General features: G+C 36.7%; 20 protein-coding genes. 19 read left to right on the forward strand and 1 reads right to left on the reverse strand.

Features of this window, described 5'->3' with window-relative positions:
* Positions 1 to 120: 120 nt before the first annotated feature.
* The 19 genes from KQI87_RS10325 (at position 121) to KQI87_RS10415 (ending at position 25,536) form a co-directional block, all read left to right on the forward strand.
* Positions 121 to 1,047 carry an ABC transporter permease gene (locus KQI87_RS10325; protein WP_291810767.1) on the forward strand — a complete coding sequence of 309 codons (927 nt, stop codon included), beginning with the start codon at positions 121 to 123 and terminating at the stop codon, positions 1,045 to 1,047.
* A 3-nt stretch (positions 1,048 to 1,050) separates the two neighbouring features.
* Positions 1,051 to 1,845 (forward strand): ABC transporter ATP-binding protein, encoded by a 795-nt coding sequence (locus KQI87_RS10330; RefSeq protein WP_216460076.1) that lies wholly within the window; start codon positions 1,051 to 1,053, stop codon positions 1,843 to 1,845.
* A gap of 590 nt (positions 1,846 to 2,435) precedes the next feature.
* Positions 2,436 to 4,520 (forward strand): Helicase associated domain protein, encoded by a 2,085-nt coding sequence (locus tag KQI87_RS10335; RefSeq protein ID WP_216460077.1) that lies wholly within the window; start codon positions 2,436 to 2,438, stop codon positions 4,518 to 4,520.
* A 37-nt stretch (positions 4,521 to 4,557) separates the two neighbouring features.
* The gene (locus tag KQI87_RS10340; RefSeq protein ID WP_253292462.1) at positions 4,558 to 6,519 is read left to right on the forward strand and encodes a polysaccharide biosynthesis protein; all 1,962 of its coding nucleotides are present in this window, start codon (positions 4,558 to 4,560) and stop codon (positions 6,517 to 6,519) included.
* Positions 6,520 to 6,607: 88 nt separating this feature from the next.
* Positions 6,608 to 7,891 carry a DegT/DnrJ/EryC1/StrS family aminotransferase gene (locus KQI87_RS10345; RefSeq protein ID WP_216460078.1) on the forward strand — a complete coding sequence of 428 codons (1,284 nt, stop codon included), beginning with the start codon at positions 6,608 to 6,610 and terminating at the stop codon, positions 7,889 to 7,891.
* 19 nt (positions 7,892 to 7,910) lie between these two features.
* A complete protein-coding gene (locus tag KQI87_RS10350) occupies positions 7,911 to 8,759 on the forward strand; it encodes a sugar transferase (protein WP_330655779.1) in 849 nt (282 codons plus the stop codon).
* A gap of 200 nt (positions 8,760 to 8,959) precedes the next feature.
* Positions 8,960 to 9,514: a hypothetical protein gene (locus KQI87_RS10355; protein WP_216460079.1), complete on the forward strand. Its 555-nt coding sequence runs from the start codon at positions 8,960 to 8,962 to the stop codon at positions 9,512 to 9,514.
* Positions 9,515 to 9,580: 66 nt separating this feature from the next.
* Positions 9,581 to 10,366, forward strand: a complete 786-nt coding sequence (locus tag KQI87_RS10360; RefSeq protein WP_330655780.1) for a glycosyltransferase family 2 protein — start codon at positions 9,581 to 9,583, stop codon at positions 10,364 to 10,366.
* Positions 10,367 to 10,477: 111 nt separating this feature from the next.
* Positions 10,478 to 11,380 (forward strand): alpha-1,2-fucosyltransferase, encoded by a 903-nt coding sequence (locus KQI87_RS10365; protein WP_216460080.1) that lies wholly within the window; start codon positions 10,478 to 10,480, stop codon positions 11,378 to 11,380.
* Positions 11,370 to 12,176 carry a glycosyltransferase family 2 protein gene (locus KQI87_RS10370; RefSeq protein ID WP_216460081.1) on the forward strand — a complete coding sequence of 269 codons (807 nt, stop codon included), beginning with the start codon at positions 11,370 to 11,372 and terminating at the stop codon, positions 12,174 to 12,176. Before KQI87_RS10365 ends, KQI87_RS10370 begins: the two co-directional genes overlap by 11 nt.
* Before the next feature lie 506 nt (positions 12,177 to 12,682).
* Positions 12,683 to 13,624: a GDP-L-fucose synthase family protein gene (locus KQI87_RS10375; protein ID WP_216460082.1), complete on the forward strand. Its 942-nt coding sequence runs from the start codon at positions 12,683 to 12,685 to the stop codon at positions 13,622 to 13,624.
* A gap of 13 nt (positions 13,625 to 13,637) precedes the next feature.
* Positions 13,638 to 14,690 (forward strand): GDP-mannose 4,6-dehydratase, encoded by a 1,053-nt coding sequence (gmd, locus tag KQI87_RS10380; protein WP_216460083.1) that lies wholly within the window; start codon positions 13,638 to 13,640, stop codon positions 14,688 to 14,690.
* Between the two features lie 22 nt (positions 14,691 to 14,712).
* Positions 14,713 to 15,885, forward strand: a complete 1,173-nt coding sequence (locus KQI87_RS10385; RefSeq protein WP_216460084.1) for a DegT/DnrJ/EryC1/StrS family aminotransferase — start codon at positions 14,713 to 14,715, stop codon at positions 15,883 to 15,885.
* Between the two features lie 359 nt (positions 15,886 to 16,244).
* Positions 16,245 to 17,564 carry a sugar phosphate nucleotidyltransferase gene (locus tag KQI87_RS10390; RefSeq protein ID WP_216460085.1) on the forward strand — a complete coding sequence of 440 codons (1,320 nt, stop codon included), beginning with the start codon at positions 16,245 to 16,247 and terminating at the stop codon, positions 17,562 to 17,564.
* 248 nt (positions 17,565 to 17,812) lie between these two features.
* Positions 17,813 to 19,117: an O-antigen polymerase gene (locus KQI87_RS10395; RefSeq protein WP_256444821.1), complete on the forward strand. Its 1,305-nt coding sequence runs from the start codon at positions 17,813 to 17,815 to the stop codon at positions 19,115 to 19,117.
* Positions 19,089 to 20,993: an HAD family hydrolase gene (locus KQI87_RS10400; RefSeq protein WP_216460087.1), complete on the forward strand. Its 1,905-nt coding sequence runs from the start codon at positions 19,089 to 19,091 to the stop codon at positions 20,991 to 20,993. The genes KQI87_RS10395 and KQI87_RS10400 overlap by 29 nt, the downstream gene beginning before the upstream one ends.
* Positions 20,994 to 20,999: 6 nt before the next feature.
* Positions 21,000 to 22,430 (forward strand): flippase, encoded by a 1,431-nt coding sequence (locus KQI87_RS10405; protein WP_216460088.1) that lies wholly within the window; start codon positions 21,000 to 21,002, stop codon positions 22,428 to 22,430.
* 667 nt (positions 22,431 to 23,097) lie between these two features.
* Positions 23,098 to 24,330 carry a nucleotide sugar dehydrogenase gene (locus tag KQI87_RS10410; protein ID WP_216460089.1) on the forward strand — a complete coding sequence of 411 codons (1,233 nt, stop codon included), beginning with the start codon at positions 23,098 to 23,100 and terminating at the stop codon, positions 24,328 to 24,330.
* Between the two features lie 246 nt (positions 24,331 to 24,576).
* Positions 24,577 to 25,536 (forward strand): hypothetical protein, encoded by a 960-nt coding sequence (locus KQI87_RS10415; protein ID WP_216460090.1) that lies wholly within the window; start codon positions 24,577 to 24,579, stop codon positions 25,534 to 25,536.
* Between the two features lie 119 nt (positions 25,537 to 25,655).
* Here the strand turns inward: KQI87_RS10415 and KQI87_RS10420 are convergent, their stop codons facing one another.
* Positions 25,656 to 26,057: an IS66 family transposase gene (locus KQI87_RS10420; protein ID WP_330655782.1), complete on the reverse strand. Its 402-nt coding sequence runs from the start codon at positions 26,055 to 26,057 to the stop codon at positions 25,656 to 25,658.
* Positions 26,058 to 26,061: the final 4 nt, after the last annotated feature.

Below are 26,061 nucleotides of genomic sequence, written 5' to 3' on the forward strand. Positions count from 1 at the left end.
GATAGTTGTCGGATGAGGATTTTAGCAAAATATTTTCTGAATTAAAATGAACAGCAGCAGATATTTTCTGTTGCTGTTCATTGAATGTAATAAAATAAACACAAACTGGAGGAAATTATCGTGACTATTGCGACTATACTCTCTCTTGGAGAGACCGCACTGAAGCTTGGCCTGATCTGCTCACTGACAGTTCTTGCCCTGTTTCTCAGCTATTCCATGCTGAATGTCTGTGACCTTTCCACTGATGGCTGTTTCACACTGGGAGCAGCGGTGGGAGCGGCAGTGGCAGTCAGCGGACATCCTTTTTTATCAATTTTTGCAGCTATGGCTGCAGGTGTATGCTCGGGCTTTGTAACAGCCATACTTCAGACAAAGCTGGGCGTTGACAGCCTTCTTGCAGGAATTATCGTTAATACGGCTCTTTATTCTGTGAATATTGCAGTGATGGGAGGTTCCTCCCTGATTAATATGAACAGAACAGAGACGGTATTTTCCATGATGAAAGAAACATTGAAAAGTACACCGCTGAAAGGAAGAGGAGATATTGTAGTTGCTTTCATTGCAGTAGCCATTGTGATTGCCTTCCTTGTATTTTTCTTAAGAACAAGACTTGGTCTGGCGATCAGGGCAACAGGAAATAATGCAGATATGGTAAAATCCTCATCTATTAATCCGGTATTTACTACGATTGTAGGTCTCTGTGTTGCCAACTCCTTCACAGCACTTTCCGGATGCCTTCTGTCTCAGTCACAGAAATCTGTAGATATCAATATCGGACAGGGAATGGTTACCATCGCGCTGGCTTCCCTGCTGATCGGTGGTACGATCCTTGGCAGAGGTGGAATTTTTGTGAGAGCGGTAGGCATGGTACTTGGATCTTTTATTTTCCGTCTGGTATATACCGTCGCACTGAGATTCAATATGCCGGCATTTATGCTGAAACTGGTATCTTCTGTAATCGTTGTGCTGGCTATTTCAGGTCCATATTTGAAAAAACAGTGGCCGCAGATTAAGAGAAGAATGACTCACAGGAAGGGAGTACAGTGATTTATGCTGAAGATTGAACATATTTCCAAGACTTTTAATCCGGGTACGGTAAACGAGAAACAGGCCATCAGAGATTTATCCCTGAATCTGGAGAAAGGTGATTTTGCAACGATCATCGGTTCCAACGGTGCTGGTAAATCTACTCTGTTTAATGCAATCTGCGGAGATTTTCTTACAGATTCCGGCATGATCATGCTGGATGGACAGGACATTACTTTTATGCCTCAGCATGTACGTGCAAAGACCATCGGCCGTCTGTATCAGGATCCTATGCGAGGAACTGCGCCTGGAATGACTATAGAAGAGAATCTGGCACTTGCAGCAGGAAAAGGCGGATGGCTTTCCCATGTGTCCAGGCAGGAGAAAGAACGTTTTCATGAAGAGTTAAAGCTTCTGGATATCGGACTTGAAAAGAGAATGACTCAGCCGGTAGGACTTCTTTCCGGCGGACAAAGACAGGCACTGACACTTCTCATGGCAACCATGAACCCGCCTAAGCTTCTGCTTTTGGATGAGCATACAGCAGCCCTTGACCCGGGAACTGCAGAGAAGGTGCTGAATCTTACGAAACGGATTGTGGAAGAACATCAGCTTACCTGTCTGATGATCACCCACAATATGCAGTCAGCCCTGGATCTGGGAAATCGTATCCTGATGATGGATTCCGGAGACATTGTGCTGGATATCCATGAAGAGGAAAAGAAAGGCCTGACAGTGGAAGGTCTTCTGGAGAAATTTAAGACAGGTGCCGGTAAGATGCTGGATAATGACCGTATTCTTCTTTCCGGAGAAAAATAAATATAAGAGAATGAATCCGCATAAAAGAAGCTAATATTTATGTGGGTTTCAGTAAATAAGATATCCGTCTCTGACAGATTATATAAATCATCAGAGGCGGATATTTTTGTTGTGAGAAAATTCATCCAATATCAGAAATTCGCAGATTCTTTTAATCTGTGAAAAGTATCTGAAATGTGCCTGTAATCAAGAACTTTGAGAGAAGCTGACCATTTTTTTGACCATTTATAATAGGGAAAGAGATTTAGAATTTAAGAATTTTGATTCAGGGTATTGCCCGTGTCAGATTTATGAAATAATGTGTTCTTTCGATGGATTTTGACCACTTTTTTGACCCATAATAGATAGTTTGCCCATTTTGGGGAGAAATATACTTAGAAAAAGTCATTAAACATATACCAATTTATGGCATTATGCACAAATAATGTGACTTTTATTGACAAAATGGTCCGTTCAGAATATTATATTACTAGTGATTTAATATAATTATTGAGTTTTTTAAAGAAAATTATATGGTATTGACTTTTCACAGATTAAAAGAATCTGTGAAAACATTACTCCTTTTGCTGCGTATTTTGGAGGATTATGAAATGGGCATAAACCTTTTCAAACATAATAAAGAAGCGTACAAAGCAGCGACAGAAATGCTTGAACAGACTGGAATGGCAGCAATCATCCATCCAACCGGAACAGGCAAATCTCTGATTGCTTTCAAACTGGCAGAAGAACATCCGTTAGATCACTTTTTATGGCTCTCCCCAAGTGAATACATCTATCAGACCCAGCTGGAAAACCTGAATATGAAATTCCAAAACATTCAATTCATGTCCTACAGCCGTCTGATGAAGAACGAAGACAGCATCGAAACCCTGCATCCGGATTATATCATCCTGGATGAATTTCACCGCTGCGGTGCCGCAGAATGGGGCAAAAGCGTCAGGAAACTTCTGAACGCCTGTCCAAATGCGAAGAGACTCGGGCTGTCTGCGACCAATATCCGCTATCTGGACAACCAGAGAAATATGGCAGAGGAGATTTTTGATGGAAAGATCGCATCCGAGATGACACTCGGAGAAGCTATCGTCCGGGGAATACTCCCGGAACCGAAATATGTGATTGCCATGTATTCGTATAAGAAAGAACTGGATCAGTTAAAGAAAAGAATCCAGGCATTATCGAATCAGGGCCTTATCACAGAGAACCAGAAACTGCTTGAGCAGCTGCGCCGCGCACTGGAACAGGCAGAAGGGCTGGACATTGTGTTTGAGAAGCACATGGAAAAGAAAAATGGAAAATATATTGTCTTTTGTTCCGGTAAAGAACATATGGACGAAATGAAAGAGCAGGTCAGTACGTGGTTTCGCCGGGTAGACAGTGAGCCGCGGATTTATACAGCGTTTTATAACGATACTGCTACAGACAGAGAATTCAGGGAATTTAAGAAGGATAACAGTGAACATCTGAAGCTCCTTTTCTGCATTGATATGCTCAATGAAGGGGTTCATGTGGATGATGTGGATGGTGTGATTCTTCTGCGTCCGACGGTGTCGCCGATCATTTATCTTCAGCAGATTGGGCGTGCATTGTCAGCGGGCAGCGGGAAGACACCGGTTATTTTTGACCTGGTTAATAATTTTGATAGTCTTTCTTGTATTGACTGTCTGAAGAAAGAAATGGAAGAAGCATTTGTGCTGTTTCCGACGACGTATGGGAAAGGGTTCCGCTTTAGTGAGCGTTTCCACATTACGGATGAGACGAAGGACTGCAGGATGCTTTTCCAGAAACTGCAGACGAATTTAAGTTCCGCCTGGGAAACCTATTATATTGCCGCAAGGCAGTATTACCAGGAGAAAGGGAATCTGAAAGTTCCGAAGAGTTATCTGACGCAGACAGGGCTTACGCTTGGAAGCTGGATTCAGACGCAGCGCAGGGTCCGTGCAGGTTCGGTGACTGGGAATCTGAGTGAGGAGAAAGTCAGGAAGCTGGATGAGATCGGGATGGTCTGGGACAGTAAGGACCAGAGCTGGAATGAGGCGTTGAGAGAATTGCAGGCTTATTACAAGGAGCATGGGAATCTGGATGTTAAGGCTAGATATGTGACGGACAGCGGGTTCAGGCTTGGAAGATGGGTCTGTAATTTGAGGACGAAAGTGAAGAATAAAGGACTGGATCAGGCGCTGACGAAGGAACAGCAGGGAGAGTTGGAGAAGTTGGGGATGATCTGGGACCGGAATGGGGAGAAATGGGAAGAGTATTTCCGGGAGGCACAAAGGTATTATCTGGAGCATGGGGATCTGGAGGTTCCGGTGAAGTATGTGACGGAGAATGGGGTGCCGCTGGGGAGATGGCTCGCGGAGATTGGGAGCCAGCTTGGTGAGAAAAATGCATGTCGGAGTTCATTGGAAGAGAGACAGTTGGAACGGCTTAGGCAGATTGGCTTTAAGACGGAGAAGAAGACTGTCAGACAGTGGAATGAGAAGTATGCGCTGGCGAAAGATTACTATGAGGAATATGGGAATCTGAATGTTCCGGTTTCGTATAGTGTGAATGGAGTGAAGCTGGGGAGGTGGATCTCGAATATACGGGCGAAGAGGAAACATCCTGAGGGGAGCGGGATGGTGTTGGATGAACATAGGATCAGGCAGTTGGACAGCATAGGGATGGACTGGAAATAAGAAGGACAAATAAAAAGAAAAATATGGAGAAATACAAATGAGTAACGGTATGACAAAGATGAAGAAAAAACTGGAACACTGGGAAATCGTATCCCTGTTATTGATGGTATATGACTTTACAGCAATTCTGGTGTCATATTTTGCAGCACTGTGGATTCGGTTTGACTGTAAATTTGGCGGAATCCAGAAAGACTATCTGCAGACATATTTTCACACAGTATGGATTTATGCAATATTCTGCGTGGTAGTATTCTGGTTCCTGCGCCTTTATAAGAGTATCTGGCGTTTCGCAAGTTATGCAGAACTGATCCGTGTGATCATGGGAACGGTGTTTACGGGAGTCGTTCATTTAATTGTAGTGAATGTATGTATATACAGAATGCCGATTTCCTATTATGCGTTCGGTATTATCATTCAGTTCTGTCTGACACTGGGAATCCGGTTTGCATACCGCTTTATCCTGCTGCTTAGGGGACGGAGAAATACAGATGCAGCATATGAGAAGAGAGTCATGCTGATCGGCGCAGGAAGTGCAGGTCAGATGATTTTTCGCGATATTAAACATGCCAAAGAGACAAGTGAGAGAGTTTACTGCTTCATTGATGATAATCCAAATAAATGGGGCAGATACATAGATGATGTTCCGGTATTCGGCGGTAGAGAGAATATCATGGAAGCGGTAGCGAAGTTTGGAATTGAGAAAATTTATGTCGCTATTCCAAGCGCAAAACCGGAGGATAAAAGAGAAATCCTCAGAATCTGCAATGAGACAGGTTGCGAACTGATGAACCTTCCGGGAATGTATCAGCTTTATACCGGTGAAGTATCCGTAAGTAAGATGAAGCCTGTTCAGATTGAAGATTTGCTTGGAAGAGACCCGATTAAGACGGATATGGATGAAGTATTCCAGTATATCACAGGAAAAGTGGTTCTGGTTACAGGTGTTGGTTCTATCGGATCTGAGCTTGCAAGACAGATTGCGGCACATAATCCGAAACATCTGATTTTGTTCGATATTTATGAAAACAATGCTTATGACATTCAGCAGGAATTACGGAAGAAATATCCGGATCTGAAACTGGATACCATTATCGGATCTGTTCGTGACAGTAGAAAGATATTCAAAGTATTCGATGAATATAGACCGGAGATCGTATATCACGCAGCGGCGCACAAGCATGTACCTCTTATGGAAGACAGCCCATGCGAAGCAATCAAAAACAATGCGATGGGAACTTATAAGACTGCATATGCAGCGATGGCACATGGATGTAAGAGATTTGTACTGATCAGTACAGATAAAGCAGTAAACCCAACTAACATTATGGGTGCGTCCAAGCGTTTGTGTGAAATGATCATCCAGGCTTTTGACTATAAGATTAAAGAAGGAAAAGCGAATGAGATTCCGCAGCTCTTCACTCATGGTATGGATGACGTGATCGTGGATCCGAAAGTGACAGAAGGGTTAAAGAATGCCCAGACGGAATTCGTGGCAGTTCGCTTTGGAAATGTGTTAGGAAGTAATGGATCGGTTATTCCGCTCTTTAAGAAACAGATTGAAGCGGGTGGCCCGGTTACGGTTACACATCCGGATATTATCAGATATTTTATGACGATTCCGGAGGCGGTAAGTCTGGTGCTGCTGGCAGGTACATATGCGAAGGGCGGAGAGATCTTCGTGCTGGATATGGGTGAGCCGGTGAAGATTGATACGTTGGCTAGGAATCTGATCAGGTTGTCGGGGTATAAGCCGGATGTGGATATTAAGATCGTTTATAGCGGGTTGAGACCTGGAGAGAAGCTGTATGAGGAGAAACTGATGGCGGAGGAAGGGTTGAAGAAGACGAAGAATGATCTGATACATATTGGGTGCCCGATTCCGTTTGATGTGGAGGAGTTTTTGAAAGAGTTGGATGGGTTGCTGGAGGCGGCTTATAAGAATAAGGATGATGTGAAGGAGAGAGTGCAGAAGGTAGTTGCTACGTATCATCCGGCTTAAGTTTTAAGACCAACACCTAGAAGAATTATGGTGTTCTGAAAACTGTTTGGAATGTTACCAGTGATTTCACAGATGCGAAGGAGAAAAAATGTTTAGAGAAAATAATAACTTTGAAAAATTTGAGTCTAAGGTATGGCTAAGCAGTCCGACCATGCATGGTCCGGAAATTGAATATGTAAAAGAAGCATATGAGACAAACTGGATGTCTACTGTAGGAAAAAATATTAATGAAGTAGAAAGACTGGCTTGTGAATATATTGGTTGTAAATATGCGGTTGCTCTGTCAGCAGGAACTGCCTCTTTGCATCTGGCTATGAAATTAGCAGGAATTGAATGTTATGGAATGTCGAAAGTTGGACATGGGGCACTAGAGGGAAAGAAAGTGTTCTGTTCTGATATGACCTTTGACGCAACAGTAAATCCAGTTGTCTACGAAGGGGGAGAACCGGTATTCATTGATACAGAATATGACACTTGGAATATGGATCCGGTAGCACTGGAAAAAGCATTTGAAATCTATCCAGATACCAAAGTAGTGGTTGTAGCTCATCTCTATGGTACACCAGGTAAGGTAGAGGAATTAAATGCGGCTATCAAAAAACATGGTGCAATTTTGGTAGAAGATGCAGCAGAATCTATGGGTGCTACATATAAGGGAAGACAGACAGGGACATTTGGAAAGTATAATACGATTTCTTTCAATGGAAATAAAATTATTACCGGAAGTGCCGGGGGCTGTTTCCTGACAGATGATGAAGAAGCTGCAAATAAGGTTCGTAAGTGGTCTACACAGGCAAGAGAGAATGCTGCGTGGTATCAGCATGAAGAATTAGGTTACAACTACCGAATGAGTAATGTAGTGGCAGGAGTTGTACGTGGACAGTTTCCGTATTTAAATGAACATATTGCACAGAAAAAAGCAATTTATGAAAGATATAAAGAAGGATTAAAGGGACTTCCGGTATCTATGAATCCGATAGACTTTGAGAATTCTGAGCCGAATTATTGGTTGTCTTGTATGATTATTGATCAGGATGCTATGTGCAGGCAGGTTCGCGGTGAACAGGATGTCTGTTATATAAAGGAGACTGGGAAAACTTGTCCGACAGAGGTTTTGGAGGCAATTGCTGCTATTAATGCGGAGGGAAGACCGATATGGAAGCCGATGCATATGCAGCCGATTTATCGGTTGAATCCATTTATTGTCAGAGATGGTAATGGACGCGCAAGATCGAATGCGTATATTTCGGGAGAATCGGTGGATGCAGGAATGGATATTTTTACAAGAGGGCTGTGTTTGCCGAGTGATAATAAGATGACAGTGGAGCAGCAGGATAGAATTATAGCAATCATCAAAGCTTGTTTTGAATGATAGGTAAGAGGAGAAGAGCGTGTCTAAGAAAAAAATTATAGCAATCCTTGCTGGAGAAACGGCTCTGGCAGCAGGAATTACAGCACATGTATTGCGAAAGAAGACAGAAAAAACTACCTATAAGGCTGAAATAATGGAGGCGATTCAGCCTCGAAAGATGGGATTTTATGAGAAGTATGTGAAGAGAGGGTTAGACGTAGCGTGTGCTTCTGCTGCAATCATCTGTTTCAGTCCATTGTATATCGGTGTTGCGCTACTGGTGAAGTTAAAACTTGGCTCTCCGGTAATCTTTACGCAAGATAGACCGGGATTGATAGACAAAGACGGAAAAGAAACTGTATTTAAAATGTATAAATTCCGTACGATGACAGATGAAAGAGATCAAAATGGTGAATTGTTGCCAGATGATGTCAGACTGACAAAGTTTGGTGCGTGGTTACGTAAGACTAGTCTTGATGAGCTTCCGGAGGCGTTTAATATTTTGAATGGAACAATGAGTGTTATAGGGCCGAGACCGCAGTTGGTTCGTGATATGGTCTTTATGACGAAAGAGCAGAGAATGCGCCATACTGCAAAGCCGGGACTTTCTGGACTGGCACAGGTTAATGGTAGGAATGCTATAACGTGGGAAGATAAGCTGAACTGGGATCAGAAATATATTGAAAAAGTTGGATTTGTAGGGGACATTGGAATCATTCTTGAGACTGTTAAAAAAGCATTTATTAAGCGGGAAGGGGTTTCACAAGATGATATGGCTACGGCGGAGGACTTTGGGGTTTATTTGCTGAGAGCGGGTAAGGTTAGTTTAGAAGGATATCAGAAAAAGCAGAAAGTTGCAAAAGAAATTTTAGTAAAAAGTGAGAAATAGTATGAGTATAGAGGATTGGCAATATTATAATCATGCAGTTATTCCGTCAGTGGAACCTCATGAAGAACCAGATATGTGTTGTATAAAAGATGGATCAATTTGGAAAATAGGGGGGCGGTATACCATTCCCGGTAAGGTGGACTACTGATTATGACTGCGGATATGAAACTAGTTGGTGGTATGTTGTAAAAGATACACCATTGGATATCGCTGTACTTAAATCAAAAAGAAGATATGAGATAAATAAAGGAAAAAAGAATTTTGAAGTTAAGAGAATTAATCCGTCAGAGTATATAGAAGAATTATATCATGTTATGATTTGTGCATTGGAGTCATGGCCTGAAAAATATCGCCCTAATATTCAAAAGAATATTTTTGAAAAAGATATAGCTAAGTGGGAAAGGGATATTGTTTATGGTGGATTTAACAGAGAGACAAATGAATTATGTGGTTTTGCATATTTGAAGGAATATTCGAGGCATTTAGACTTTAATGTTTTACGTGTAAAACCAGAAGCAGAGAGAAATGGAATTAATGCAGCAATGGTTGCTGGAATACTTGAAGATAACCGTATGAAATTAGAAAAAGGAATATATATTAATGATGGTTCAAGATCAATTCGTCACGAAACAGCATTTCAAGATTATTTGGAAAAGTATTTTGGCTTTAGAAAAGCATATTGTAAATTACATATTCTTTATAGATTCCCATTGAATGTAATGGTAAAAATATTATTTCCATTCTCAAAAAAATAAGCAATAAAAGTAAGATAGGAAGCTTATTATGCGCCATTTTAAAAATGGAAGAGTTTCACAGACAGTGTGAGTAACGGAAAGGGTAGATATATGGTGGATTTGGTGTCAATTATAATGCCATCTTATAATACAGCACAATATATTGCAGAAACAATTCAGTCAGTAATAAACCAGACATATAAGAACTGGGAGTTGATAATTGTAGATGATTGTTCAACAGACAATACGGATACTATTGTTGGAGCGATACAGGATTCCAGAATCAGATATATAAAGAATAAAAAAAATTCAGGAGCAGCTGTTAGTCGTAATTGTGCATTAAGAGAAGCAAAAGGAAGATGGGTTGCATTTCTGGATTCAGATGATTTGTGGAAACCAGAAAAGCTAGAAAAACAAATTCAATTTATGAAGAAAAATAAATGTTATTTTTCTTATACCAATTATGAGGAAATAGATACGGATGGAAATAAAACAAATGTAGTTGTTTCAGGACCGAAGGTAATTTCTAAAACAGGAATGTTTAATTACTGTTGGCCGGGATGTTTGACTGTTATGTATGACAGAAAAAAAGTTGGATTGATTCAGATTGAGGATATAAAGAAAAATAATGATTATGCCATGTGGCTGAAAGTATGTAAGAAAACTAGATGTTATTTACTTGATGAGGTTTTAGCAGAATATAGGCGTGGAAGAAGTGGAAGTATCAGTACACAGGGGTATAAAGAATTAATCAAATGGCATTATAGATTATTTCGAAATGCTGAAAAGGAGTCTTTTGTTGTAAGTCTTTTAAATACTGTAAGAAATATGATATGTGGCTTGTATAAAAAAAAGAGGTATGTAAAAAAGTAGAAAATTATTTTGGACATAAATGTCAAAATTAATATTTTCTAAAGATATAGCAATGTAAAAAAACTGGAATTTTTAATAAAAAACACTTGATTATATGAGGAGTTAGTTGTTGTGAAAATTATAAAAATAAAAGGTGGACTTGGAAATCAATTATTTCAGTATAGTTTTGCTATGTTAATGCGGGCTATGACGAATGAAAATGTAAAAATAGATATGTCTTCTTATGATAATGTTATTGATGATGAAATTAGAAGACCAAGATTATTGAAATGTAATATTTCCTTAGATATTGCAGATATTGAAGAAATCCAGAAGAAGAGAAAATTCCAAATAAAAAATAGTCCTCTTAAAACTGAAGATAAAATCAAAATCATGTTAGAACGAGTCATAAATCAAGAATATTATTTTGAAACAAATAGAGGATATAGAAATCCGAAAAAGTTATTAAAATACTCATATCTTGATGGATATTGGCAATCGTGGAGATATCTTGAACCAATTGAGAAATTAATAAGAAAAGAGCTTTTGCCTAATTATCAATTGCATATAAATACGCTAAATTTGCAAGAGACTATGCAGAAAGAGAATAGTGTATTTATTGGGATTAGAAGAGGAGATTATTTATTGGATCAAAAACATTATGGCTCTTTTGGTAAACAATATTATAATGATGCAATTAAAATATTATTGGAAACTATTGATAATCCAGTTTTTTACATATTCTCCAATGACATAAAATGGGTAAAACAAAATTTAGATTTTAGGAGAGAAAAGGTGATTTATAGAGAAAAGGAAGTTATTGTAGATGATTTTGAAGAATTACAGTTGATGTCATCATGTCATCATGCAATTATTGGAAATAGTACATTCCATTGGTGGGGGGCTTGGCTGATAAATAGTCCAGATAAAATTATTATATCCCCCCAAAAATGGTTTTTCGATAATAAACCAATAGATATAATTCCACCAACATGGATTAGAATTGGAGAAAAGGATACTAACCATGATTATTGAGAAGAAAAGATATAGGTACATTTTTGTAGTTTTGACATATAAGAATATAGATGATATTGAGGAGTTTTTGAAATCCTTAAAAAGATGTGTTCAAAATTATAAGGTAATTATTGTTAATAGTTATTTTGATGATGAGTCTAAATATAAATTCGAAGATATTGCAGAGAAGAACCAATGTGATTTTATAAATGTTCCCAATAGAGGATATGGTGCAGGAAATAATAGAGGAATCGAACTGGCAAAGTTGAAATATGAATTTGATTATTTGATTATTTCTAATCCAGATATAGTTATAAAAAAGTTTGGTATTCAGGCATCGAAAAAAAATGCATTGTACTGTGGGAAAATAACAAATTTATCCGGTAAGTTACAAAATCCAATGTATCCAAAGGAAAATATATTATCAGAATTATTAGTTTATAAGGGAATGAAAAAAAATAATAGATTTTATTTTCTTGCAGGGATAGGAATTAGTAAAATTTATAGAGCTATTTTTAATTTTATGATAAAAGTTATTCAAAAAGAGAAGTATAGAATATTTGCAGCACATGGAAGCTTTTTTGCAATTGGAAGTGAAGCATTGGATGCATTATTACCAGTATTTGATGAAAATATTTTCTTATTTTCGGAAGAGCATGTTCTAGCAAAAAGGGTGAAAAATAAAAAAATACCGATATATTATTTAAAATCTATAGAATGTGAGCATAAAGAAGACGGATCAATGAAATTATGGGACGGAAATGTTAATACTGAATTAAGAAAATCGGTCATTTATTGTTATGAGCACTACTGTTGAAAGTTTATATAAAGAGGAAAGTTGAGACATATGATTTTTGTAATTGTTTGGAGTATTATTTTATGTTTTTTATGAAGATGCTAAAGATTAAGTTTGCCAGTCTAGAAGATAGGTTTCAATGAAACGCAACTCCAGATTAAAAAGTATAAAACGTTCAGGTTAGGAACATATGTCTTGTTAAGCAAGAGGCATGAAGCGTCGCATTTTTAGGGGCAAAAGTTAAGTACTTTTCGAAAAAAGGTGAAGAAAAATAAAAATGGAATTTCAGAAGCCAGATAAATAACGGCTTAGAGATTCCGAAAGAGTATTTATATTCTACAGGGATGGGTATACACAAGGCCATGTAGAACAGAAATGAAGACGTTCTATTTCGTGTACCCTGAAGCCGCTATTTCAGAATCTGATACATCGAAATATCCATAACTGTGGCTTGTTCACTGAGATATAAGAGGTTGAAAAACTTTGAATTTTCAATAAAAAACACTTGATTATATGAGGAGGATTAAATGATAAATAAGGACTCAAAAATATATATTGCAGGTCATAATGGAATGGCAGGCTCTGCAATATACAGAAAGCTCAAGGAAAAGGGATATAGTAATTTTCTAACTAGAACATCAAAGGAATTGGATTTGACAATTCAGGCGGATGTTAATTATTTCTTTGATAACGAAAGACCTGAGATTGTGATTCTTGCAGCTGCTAAAGTTGGAGGAATCATGGCAAATATACAATCTCCAGCTACATTTTTGTATGATAATCTGATGATTCAAAGTAATGTGATTAATTCAGCGTATAAATATGGAGTTAAGAAATTAGTATTTCTCGGCTCATCTTGCATTTACCCTAGAGATTGCCCCCAACCAATGAAAGAAGAATATTTGCTTGATGGTAAGGTAGAGCCAACTAATGAAGGATATGCGATTGCGAAAATAGCTGGAATGAAGTTGTGCCAAATGTACAATAAACAATATGGAACAGATTATATCAGCATTATGCCGTGCAATCTGTATGGTATTGGGGATAATTTTGATCCGGTTCGTTCTCATGTTGTTGCTGCAACAATTCGTAAGTTCCATGAGGCAAAAATTCATAATGCTCCAATAGTCACAGTTTGGGGAACTGGGACAGCCCGTCGTGAATTGCTGTTTGCTGATGATATGGCAGATGCTTGCGTTTACTTGATGGAAAATTACTCTGGAAATGACTTCTTTAACGTAGGAACGGGCTCAGATGTTTCTATTACGGAACTTTCTTTGATTGTTAAGGAGGTTGTTGGATATGAAGGTGAACTGTTTTATGATTTTTCCAAACCAGATGGTATGCCTCAGAAACTGATGGATTGTTCAAGACTTACTGAAAAAGGATGGACATATAAAACAGAACTTAGAGAAGGTCTGAAAAAAACATATCAATGGTATTTGGATAACTATGAGAAATTTAATTAGAAGGGAGAACAGAATGAAAAAGAAAGCACTTATTACTGGTATTACTGGTCAGGATGGTTCCTACTTGGCAGAATTCCTTTTGGAGAAAGAATACGAAGTACATGGTATTATTCGTCGTGCTTCTATTTCTAACACTGCACGCATTGACCATATCATGAAAAAGATTACTTTGCATGACGGGGATATGTCCGATTCTTCCAGTTTGATTCGTATTATTGGTGAGATTATGCCGGATGAAATATACAATTTGGCAGCGCAGAGCCATGTTCAGGTTTCTTTTGATGCACCAGAATATTCTGGTGATGTGGATGCTTTAGGTGTGCTCCGCATTTTGGAAGCGGTGCGTGTTTGTAATCTTAGCAAAAAGACTAAAATATATCAAGCATCCACATCTGAATTGTATGGCAAGGTGGAGGAGGTTCCTCAGAGTGAAACTACTTCTTTTCATCCTTATTCTCCTTATGCAGTGGCCAAGCAGTATGGTTTCTGGATGGTCAAGGAATATCGAGAGGCTTACGGGATGTTTGCGGTGAATGGTATTTTATTCAATCATGAGTCTGAACGCCGAGGCGAAAATTTTGTCACTCGTAAAATCACGTTGGCAGCGGGTAGAATTGCTGAAGGTTTGCAGGATCACCTTGAGCTGGGAAATTTAGATTCCTTGCGTGACTGGGGTTATGCCAAGGACTATGTGGAATGTATGTGGCTTATTATGCAACAGGATAAGCCGGAAGATTTTGTTATTGCTACAGGTGTGCAACATACTGTTCGAGATTTCACGGAAAAAGTATTTCAAGTTAATGGCATCACCATTGATTGGAAGGGCACGGGTCTCGAAGAAAAAGGATACGATGCAGTTACCGGCAGGATGTTGGTTTGTGTGAATCCGGAATGGTTTCGTCCAACGGATGTGGATAACCTTTGGGGAAATCCCGCTAAGGCAAAGACAGTTCTCGGGTGGAATCCTCAGAAGACTACTTATGAGCAGTTGGTGGAGATAATGGCTAAGCATGATCGAAAACTCGCAGAAAAAGAAAAGACATTGAAATTATTTGAGCAAAAGTAAGCGCAGAAAAGGAGGGGTTAAGATGGAATTTAAACTATGTGATAGTCCTTGGGATAATGAGGAAATAGAAGCAATTCAAAGTGTTATAGATAGTGATATGTACACGATGGGTAAAAATGTTGCAGAATATGAGAGGCAGTTTGCAGAGCATTTTGGAGCAAAGTATGCAGTTCAGGTAAATTCTGGTTCAACAGCAAATCTTCTCGCTATTGCAGCATTGGTGTATTCGGGAAAGCTTGATAGGGGCTCAGAAGTCATTGTTCCGGCTGTGTCCTGGAGTACGACATATGCTCCTCTTGAACAGTTTGGAATGAAACTTATTTTCGTGGATATTGATAGGTATACTCTGAATTTAGATATAAATAGCGTGAAAAATGCGATTACAGATAAAACTAAAATGGTGTTTGCAGTAAATTTGCTGGGTAATTCGAATGAGTATGATAAATTACTGAAAATATGCAGCGAGAAGGGAATTATTCTGATAGAAGATAATTGTGAATCACTTGGAGCTACGTATAAAGGCAAATATCTTGGAACGATTGGTCTTCTTGGAACTTACTCTACATTTTATTCTCATCATATGTGCACTATGGAAGGTGGAGTTGTTGTTACAGATGATAGAGAATTATATGAATACATGCTTGCTATCAGAGCACATGGATGGACACGAAATTTACCAACGAATAGTAAAATTTATGAAAAAAAAGAGGATTCGTTTTACGAAAGCTTTAATTTTATTGTGCCGGGATTTAACATTAGACCGCTTGAGATGGAAGGTGCAATAGGGATTAAGCAGTTAAAAAAGATTGATAAAATGATTGATATTAGACGTTCTAATGCAGAGTATTTTTTGAAAAAGATGAAGAAATATGATGATATCCGAGTTCAGAAAGAGGTAGGGGAATCGTCGTGGTTTGGTTTTGCTATGATTTTAACTGGAAAGCTTTTTGATAAACGAGGAAGTCTGGTCGAAAAATTAAGAAAGGCAAATATAGAGTGCAGGCCAATAGTTGCGGGTAACTTTACAAGGAATCCTGTAATTAAATATATGGATTATCGAATTCCATCACCATTAACAAATGCAGATGAAATTCATGAGCAAGGGTTATTTATTGGAAATCATAGCAGTAATAATAATGAGCAGGTAGATTATTTTATTGAAATCCTCGATTCTTTTTTATTGAATAACTTATGATATAGATTAAATTTCTTTATTAAAGTTTTGAAGAGGTATTTTATTTGCATGAATATTCGAAGAGACGCTGTATGAGTAATGTAGTGGTTTGGAAAAATATGTGGACTTCGCATTGTTTCATGGGGAATGAGTTTTCAACATTTTTCAGTTTTTCTGAAATAGAAAATTTTATTCAATATGTAAATAATAAATTTTAAGCTTATTATAAGCAGAAATTTTCTTTTGAATAATTGCAAGTGCTTTGGGAATATCTTTGTGCAAAAAGAGAACAAAGTCGAGAAGCTCTAAATAGAAATAATGGAAAAATGCTGCTGCGTATGAAAATGCGGTAGCATTTTGTTTTAACGACAGGAGTATATATGAATATTGTTTTATTATCCGGTGGTTCTGGTAAACGCTTGTGGCCATTGTCTAATGATATCCGTTCTAAGCAGTTTATCAAAATATTCAAGAAAGGAGAAGATAACTATGAGTCAATGGTACAACGTGTTTATCGACAGATTAAGAAAGTAGACATTGATGCTAATGTAATAATTGCTACTAGTAAGACTCAGGTGTCTTCCATACGTAATCAACTGGGAGACGAAGTTGGAATTTCTGTTGAACCTTGTCGCCGAGATACTTTCCCGGCTATTGTATTGGCTACGGCATATCTGATAGATGTGCTACATATCACTCCGGAAGAGTCCGTAGTGGTTTGTCCGGTAGATCCATATGTGGAGGAGGATTACTTTGAAGCCTTGAAAAGGTTGGCTGAGCAGGCAGATAAAGGGGAGGCCAACCTTGTCTTGATGGGCATCGAGCCAACTTATCCCAGTGAAAAATATGGCTATATTATACCAGAAAGCGCCGACTATACAGCAGTAGTCAAGACATTTAAGGAGAAGCCGACAGCAGATATGGCTAAGGAATACATTGCTCAGGGGGCTTTGTGGAATGGGGGTGTATTTGCTTATAAATTGAAGTATGTGATGGATATTGCTCATCGGTTAATGGATTTCACGGAATATTATGATTTACTTAACAAATATGATAGCTTCCCTCAAATTTCGTTTGATTATGCGGTTGTTGAGAAGGAAAAGAAAATTCAGGTTCAGCGATTTTCAGGTCAGTGGAAGGACTTGGGAACTTGGAATACGCTGACTGAGGCAATGGAAGAAGCAGTAGTTGGTAAGGGAGAGATGGATAATACTTGTAGTGGAGTTCACATTGTCAATGAAATGGATGTTCCTGTATTAGCTATGGGATTACATGATGTGGTGATTTCAGCCTCTCCGCAAGGCATTCTAGTTGCCGACAAGGAGCAGAGTAGTTACATCAAACCTTTTGTGGACAAGTTTGAGCAACAGACTATGTTTGCTGAAAAGAGCTGGGGTAGTTTTAAAGTTATTGATGTAGAAACGGAATCTATGACAATTAAAGTAACTCTGAATGCTGGACACAATATGAACTATCACAGTCATAAGAATCGAACGGAAGCCTGGGTGGTCATCTCTGGCTGTGGGGAGGCTATCGTGGATGATACAGAACAAAAGATCAAGACAGGCGATGTTATTATTATGCCATCTGGATGTCGACATACAGTGATGGCTGAGACTGAATTGAAGTTGATTGAAGTGCAACTTGGAAAGGATATTAATGTCCTTGATAAACAGAAGTTTACATTTCCAATGTGCTAATATTAAAACTATAATCTGGTAAATTTAGTGTTAACTTAGATAAAATTATCAAATGATTTAAGCGTCAAAAGCCTTTTTTACCGAATTTGGTCACAGTATATTGTTGTAACACACGAATCAAATATACCAAATACAGTAGCCTTAGTTATTAAAGTACCCCTTTTGACGATTAAATCAAACTATAAGATTAAGGAAGAAAATATACGAGGAAAAAAATGATATTCTTGACTTTATTACTATTAACAATTATGTTTTCTATTTTTTCGGTGGCATTTTATCATCGAATATGGAATCCAATATTATTATTTGTTGTGATGCTTCTGATAGGTGTAATCTTGTCAATAGGTGAATGCAGTTCAAAAAATTTTCAAGCCGCAGTATTTTGGATTGTGATTGGAGAGATGTTTTTTGTTATTGCTTTTATATGTGCACAAATTATATTTAAAAGAAGAGGAACGGTAAATCTTTTCTGCCCAGTTGCTTTCAATTTGAAAATTGTAAATATGTTGGTAAATTTGAATCTAATTGTTAGTATCTTAGCTCTTTTTGTTGGAATTTATTCTGTAATGCAAGTCGCGCCCAATTTTATTAGTATATTTACTAATAGTACATATGTCAGAGAATTATATTTAAGGAGATCAGGAAATACAATTATTACAATTATAGGTATCTTTCTTTCTTTAAACTTTTTTGTGACCTTTTGTTTTGTTCCAATTGCATTACAGTATCATGTAAAAAAAATAGTTCCCAAACTAACTATGATTCTTTTGATCAGACTTTTTAATTCAATTGTTACAATGTCAAAAGAAGCATTTATTATTGATGCTATCTATTTTGTATCTGTTTACATTTTGTTATTAAAAGATAAAAAAGAGGAATATAAGTTTTATAGAAAATATGGAACTGTTTTTGGAATTCTGGTTATTGTATTACTTATAGTAATAAGCTTTCAGAGAAATTATATTGGACAGAGAAAATATTCGGGATATGGAAATGCTGTATTAGGTACTTTGAGAGAATATATTTCGATACCAATAGAAGCCTTCGGTGCATTGCTGAATTTAAATTCTATTGAATATACAAAAGGAAATCTATGTTTTAGACCAATTATCAATATTTTATCTTATATCGGTATAGGGGAACATGTTTCAATTATTCAGGATGTGGTGACAGATGTTACATCTTCAAATGTTTATACTTTATTTGGAAATATGTATAGAGATTTTTCTTATGTGGGAATAGTCGGCTTAAGTATTTTATTTGGCTTCTTTTTGGGAACTATTTATAAATCAAATCATAAAAATAGGATTTCCAGAATTATAGCAGATTCGATTGTCATTATGGTTATGTTTTTTGGGTATTATGACTTGATAATTATTCAGACAGTATACTTGCTTGTTATTGTTTATGCTGTGATTTTTGATAAAATAATTGCGGCAAAATTATATGTGAATTGTGATAGTTTTTCTTTTCGTAAAAACAGTATAATTGAACAAAATATTAAAAATGAAGAGGTGAAAACATTTGAAACGTACTCTAGTAAGTTTAATTGAAAAGAAAAATATTGTTTTTGTTGATTGCTTTGATACGTTAGTACATAGAAAATGCAGTTCGGTTACCGTGTTGAAAAGATGGTTTTATCTTATTGCAGAAAAATATGCTATAGATGTTTCAGTAGTAAAAGAAATTTGGAATTTATCTGTAAAAACTAATAGACAAATAAGAGAAGAGCTATCTTTTAGAACAGTTGTTTATAATATTTTTAGTCGGGTTCAATACTTTCAAGAGGAACTGCATGATTTTGAAAAATTTTATACCTTTTTGTTAGAAAGTTACATAAAAATAGAATTAGATGTATTGGTGCTCAACAATGAGCTTTGTTCCGTCTTAGAAAATGCAAAAATGAAAGGAAAGAAAATATATCTGGTTTCAGATTTCTATATGCCACAAGATTTTTTCGAATGTATATTTGAAAAATTGAATATAAGAATATTGTTCGATGGGATGTATATATCATCTGATGTAGGATATAGAAAAAACTCGGGGTTAATGTATAAGTGGTTGCTGAAAAAAAAAGATATCGATGCTCATAATGTCATAATGATTGGAGATAACAAAATTAGCGATTATCAAAGACCAAAAGAAAATGGTATTTTGGCTTATAGGATTAAAATTACGCACTCAAAATCTGAAAAAACAATTAACGAGAAACTGATGGAAATTTTTGAGAGACAGTTTAATGGGAATCCTTTAACAAACTATAGCTTTTCTTTATATCTGTTTATGAGGGAACTTTTAAATTACGCTGACAAAAATGAACTTGAAGATATTTATTTTTGTTCACGGGAAGGCGAATTTTTTAAGGAAATTTTCGATATGTTAATGCGACAAAACGGGAGAACAATAAGAACTCATTACTTGCTAGTATCAAGGAAGTCTACGTTACTTCCATCATTAAATAAAGATATCCGGAAAGAAGAATTTATGGCATTAAAAAAATCTACAGATTGTTTGTCTTTAGAGGAATTTATTGCAACATTAGGATTACAGCCTGAAGATTATAGTTTGTATAAGAATGTAGATATAGAAAAAGTTATACCACATTTTTGGACGAGTAAAGAATTTGAGTCAATAAAGGGTGACAGGATGTTTTCAGAAAAATATGAGATAGCAGTTGTAAATGAAAAAAAAGAGTTTGAAAAGTATTTAGAATCAATTGGAATTAGAAGAGATAATAAAAATATAACTATTGTGGATATTGGATGGAAAGGTACTATTCAGGATAATTTGTATAATTATTTTGAGGGAAATATGGAAATCAATGGATTATATTATGGAATAGAAGGTGATGTTTCCATTAGTTCGCAGAATAGAAAATTTGGGCTAGTTTATTCTGATGTGCCAATTAAAAGTAGATATTTTTCTGTTTACTCAACAAATCATAGAATGCTGGAACGACTATTACAAGCATCCCATGGTTCTGCAAACTGTTATCGTGACGGAGAATGTATTCTGGCTGAATATGGTGAAAAAGAAAAAAGATTATATGATTTAATGAAAGAAAATAAACAATGTATTTGCAAGACTGTCACTATGCTAAACAAAATATTTAATGAGATTACCTTGAGTACAATTCAGATTAAAGAGTTTACGGCTTATTTACATGAGACATATTTAATGTGTTATACGCGCAAATTGTATTTAGAAGAAAGTAATTTTTCAAATTTAATGTTAATGACATTTGGAACAGATAAAACGAGTGTAGGTTACTTACATATATTAAAATGTATGATTAAAATGCCAAAGGTAGAACGAATCAATAAATTGTTTAAAGGTGTTAGAAGAGTTCATTGTAATTTTATCAGTGATGTCTTGGTAAAGTTTATTTATCAGTTTAGGAAAAAACGATTTTTACAAATGGAGATTTAAATAAAAATGGAAAGTCGAAGTTCGATTAAAAAAAATGCTTTGCTAAATATAATTTATAAACTTTCAAGTATGATATTTCCACTAATAGTTTATCCATATGTATCTAGGATTTTACTAGCTGAAAATCTGGGAAAAGTCGCTTTTTTTTCTAATGTGACAAGTTATGGACTTTTGTTTGGTTCGATAGGAATATCTACGTATGGTATTCGTGCTATAGCAAAGGTAAGAGATAATAAAGAAAAATTATCCAAAACAGTTAAGGAATTGTTTCTAATAAATAGTATTATAACTGTGCTAGTATTGGTTTTTCTTGGTGTATCGCTTATATGGGTAGATAAATTTAAATCAAATCGATATTTGCTGTTTATAAGTATGGCTCAGATAGCAATTGCACCTCTTTCAATGGAATGGCTGTATGGTGGATTGGAAGAATACAGTTATATTACTAAAAGAGCTATTATATTTAAAGTTATATCGTTATTTTTAATATTTGGATTTGTTCGCACTCAAGAAGATTATATAAAATATGCGTTAATTTTGGGGCTTAGTAGTGTTGGAAATTACATTTGCAATTTTGCTTTTTCAAGAAAATTTATATATTTTCGCTGTTCTGAGAAATTGGAATTTGTAAAACATTTAAAACCATCACTAACACTTTTTGCTTCACTTTTGGCTATTAGCGTATATACAAGTCTGGATTCTGTTATGTTGGGATTTATTAATGGAGATAATGCAGTTGGGCTATATGATATGGCTGTAAAGGCAAAAACAGTAACATTGTCACTTATAAATTCAATCAGTGGAGTTCTGCTACCGCGTTTATCTTATTATGTGGCCCAAAATGCAAAGAACCAGTATAATGAAATGTTAAAAAAATCTATTAGAATAATTTTTATGATAGCTGTTCCATTAACGGTACTGTTTGAAATCGAAGCACGTGACATAATTATTATATTAGGCGGAAGCGAGTATATTGGAGCGGTTTCTTGTATGAGAATTATTATGCCAATATTACTGATTTCAGGGTTTTCAAATATTACAGGAAACCAGATACTAATTCCTCATGGACTTGATAAATATTATACAAAGGCTGTTGTTTGTGGTGCGGTCATAGACGTGATACTAAATGGTTTACTTATGCCGAGATATTCTATTTATGGAGCTGCTTTAGCAACAGTGATAGCGGAAGTTGTTCAGATGCTGGTGCAGAGTTATTATTCTAGAAGTTATTTAAAGAAACGATTGGATATAACGTGTATGAAAAGAATAGTATTGTCAACATTAATTGCTGGAACAATGGTTTGTATAAGTAGATATATATTTAGTTTTCATCCATTCATAAATATATTACTATATACTTTTGTATTTTTAGGAATTTATGTAGTCTTTATCTATGCTTTTTATGGAAAAAAAGAGAGTATGAAATTTTTTCTGTAAATAGTGTTTAGAAGGGGAAAACGACAGGGGTTTGATCTAGTGAAGGGCATATAAAAAGAATGAAATATCCTTAAAGAATTTTTAAAAGAAATGTAAAATTACAGTCAATCCAATTAGTGCATTTTCAATGTTTTAATGCTAACTTCCATAAATAATCCTACTCAAACCCTGTTATTAGATAAAACAGAAGTTTTTAAAGTTTTTTTGCTGAATAACATACCTACTCATTTATCCACCAACAAAATTGCGAATAACTCAGTATTTATCAGAGTTTTAAGCGTTTGAGTAGGAAAATGATGGGAAGTTAGCATTTAAGGTTTTGGTGTAACAAATGTGCATGAATATTACGGTGCGGCAGAGCCGCCTGTCCGGTCATCTTAGAGCCAGTGTTCTGGAGACATAGAGCCACTATGATTTTGCTTGATTATTGGTTATTTGGCAGAACAGTGCTTGTCAAGACCGAAGCCGCATTAGCGGGGCGTTAGCAGCCTTTACAAGGGTTTTTCTGACAGATACTATTATCAAACCAAAATCAGAAAATTTGACTGGCTCTCATTCTCCGGAATGGTGGCTCTCAAAGTCTGGACAGATGGCTCAGAAGCCCCCGGAATAATCATGTGCAAAATTCGCATATAAAATAGGATATGTAGAAGAGGAGTTTTGACGTATGAAGATAGCAGTAGCAGGTACAGGATATGTAGGTTTATCGCTTGCAACACTTTTAGCACAGAATCATGAAGTAACGGCTGTAGATATTATTCCGGAGAAAGTAGAGCTGATCAATCAGAGAAAATCTCCGATTCAGGATGAGTATATTGAGAAATATCTGGCGGAGAAGGATTTGAATCTTACGGCTACTTTGGATGCAGAGACAGCATATAAGGATGCGGATTTTGTGGTGATCGCAGCGCCTACCAATTATGACAGCAAGAAGAATTTCTTTGACACTTCTGCAGTAGAGTCGGTTATCAAATTGGTGATCCAGTATAATCCGGATGCTGTTATGGTTATCAAGTCTACAATTCCGGTAGGTTATACGGCGAGCGTGAGAGAGAAGTTCCACTGCGATAATATTATTTTCAGCCCTGAATTCTTAAGGGAATCGAAGGCACTGTATGACAATTTGTATCCATCCAGAATTATTGTTGGAACAGATGTGCAGAATGCAAGACTTGTAAAAGCTGCGAATACTTTTGCGGGACTTTTGCAGGAAGGTGCTATTAAGGAAAATATTGATACTTTGATCATGGGATTTACAGAGGCTGAGGCTGTGAAGCTGTTTGCGAATACATATCTGGCTTTGCGTGTGTCTTATTTTAATGAACTGGATACTTATGCAGAGATGAAAGGTTTGAATACGCAGCAGATTATCAATGGCGTATGTCTGGATCCGCGTATTGGTTCCCATTATAATAATCCGTCTTTTGGATATGGCGGATATTGTCTGCCGAAGGATACGAAGCAGCTTCTGGCTAATTATGCGGATGTACCTCAGAACATGATGTCCGCGATCGTGGAGTCGAACAGAACACGTAAGGATTATATTGCAGAGCGTGTGCTGGAAATGACAGGGGCTTATGGGGCTAATGATGATTATGATGCAAGTAAAGAGAAGGAAGTTGTGGTTGGTGTTTATCGTCTGACGATGAAATCAAATTCTGATAACTTCCGCCAGTCTTCTATCCAGGGAGTTATGAAGCGTATTAAGGCGAAAGGTGCAACGGTGGTTATTTATGAGCCGACACTGGAGGATGGAAGTACGTTCTTTGGCAGTAGAGTGGTGAATGATCTGGAGAAGTTTAAAGAGCTGAGTCAGGCTATTATCGCGAACAGGTATGACAGCTGTCTGGATGATGTGAAGGAGAAGGTGTATACCAGGGATTTGTATGGTAGGGATTGAGTGACGGAATCGGAAACGGATTCTGTGGACATAGGAGAATTCGGCTAAGGCTGTATTCTCCTTATAAAAGGCAGATATATAATAAGATAAGATTAGAATAAATATAAAGTATTATATAAGAATTGTATAGCTTAGGAAGAAGTGTATTGTAAAAATGTTGAAGAATGTTGATGAAAAAGATAATACGGGAGAAAAAAGTGTAGTATAATAGAATTGGTTCTAAATTATGAAACTGTGAGGTGTAGAATGAATACATATGATATTAATAGTAATCAATATATTTTGGAAAAGTTAATAGGTAAGGCGCTTTTAGATGCTGCAATGTGGACTAATAAAAAATGTACACCGCGGAAACCACAGGAACCAGATTATGTGGCAATGTTATCGACCAAATTTGTTAAAGATTTTTTTAATGTATTAGTTGCAGTTTTTCCGCATTATGATTTTTCTATTGTAGGTGTATATTGTCATCAAAAGCCGATAGTAGATATTAAAGAAGCTAAGAAGCCAGAGTTGGGAGATATTTTATTTGTTTATGCAGATAGAAAGCGAAAAGGTGAAATGGTCTTGAATTCTCTTTTGCTTCAGGCAAAGATATCAAAGAATCCTTGGCTACACGTACATCAAAGTGAGAGACATCAGTTAAAATTATATAAAAACTGGCCTCAATTTACATATTGTAGAGCGGGAAATTTGAATGGAAAGATGAGAAATATTTTTCCTAAAACGATAAATGATGGGGCACAATATTTATTGATTGCTGACAATTTATTGGCCAATGGATTTTTTGCTGGAAACAGAATGTTCCCAATGGGTTGTGCGATACCTGATGATATCTTATACATTAATGACAGTTTGTCTAGCGAGCTTATTAATTTACTGAAATTTAAGTCGGGGCGTACATTTGATAGTGACCTATATTCAACGGAAGATGGATGGTCTAAGATGATATGGGACTTATTACAGATTGCGGCTTTCAAATATTCAAAAAGAAAGAATGCACAACTTAAGTCATTTTCCAGGATTAATGAGTTCAGTCATTTTTGCACAGAGGGCATGGGAGATATGACATTGTTAGATGAGGCACTAGGTAATTATAAAAATATGGAGGGAATATCCAATGAAGACAGTGGTGTATCGATAGTGCTGATTGAAAGTCGATTAAAAAGTGAAGAAAAAAGCCAGAGAAAATTTGGCAGGAAATAATAGTAAGTGCCTCAAAACATGGCGTAGTGTAAACTAGCAGAGTTCCTGCTATAATACCTACATCAATGTTTGAGGCACTTTTTTCTGTTCCTTTTTAAATGGCACTGCTCTGGTGAATATTACGGTGCGGCAGAGCCGCCTGTCCGATCACTCTTTGTATCCAGCGGAATGCTTTCTATAAAGTACCCCCGTACATGGGACCAGCACAGGGATCTTTTGATGTCCGGCACAGTATCATAACCGGAGTAGGCATCCGTGATCAGGTATCCATCAAAACTCTTAAGCAGTTTCCGGGCATTCTCACCGCTCCGGCTGCGGGAATAAAAGAAAAATGCTGCCTGGATCTCTTCGCTAGCTGCACTGCGCATGACCCACATAAAGGATTCGCTGCCTGGAAGTTTCCCTTCTTCCTTATTGCACTGGATCCTTGTCTCATCCATATGGAGCAGCCCGCATTCCAGCAGTTTCTCATGAATCCTCCAGTAGACCGGTTCCAGCCATTCCTGACTGCATCTTATCACCCGG

It is taken from the genome of Blautia sp. MSJ-9, assembly GCF_018919065.1.
Classification (GTDB): domain Bacteria; phylum Bacillota; class Clostridia; order Lachnospirales; family Lachnospiraceae; genus Blautia_A.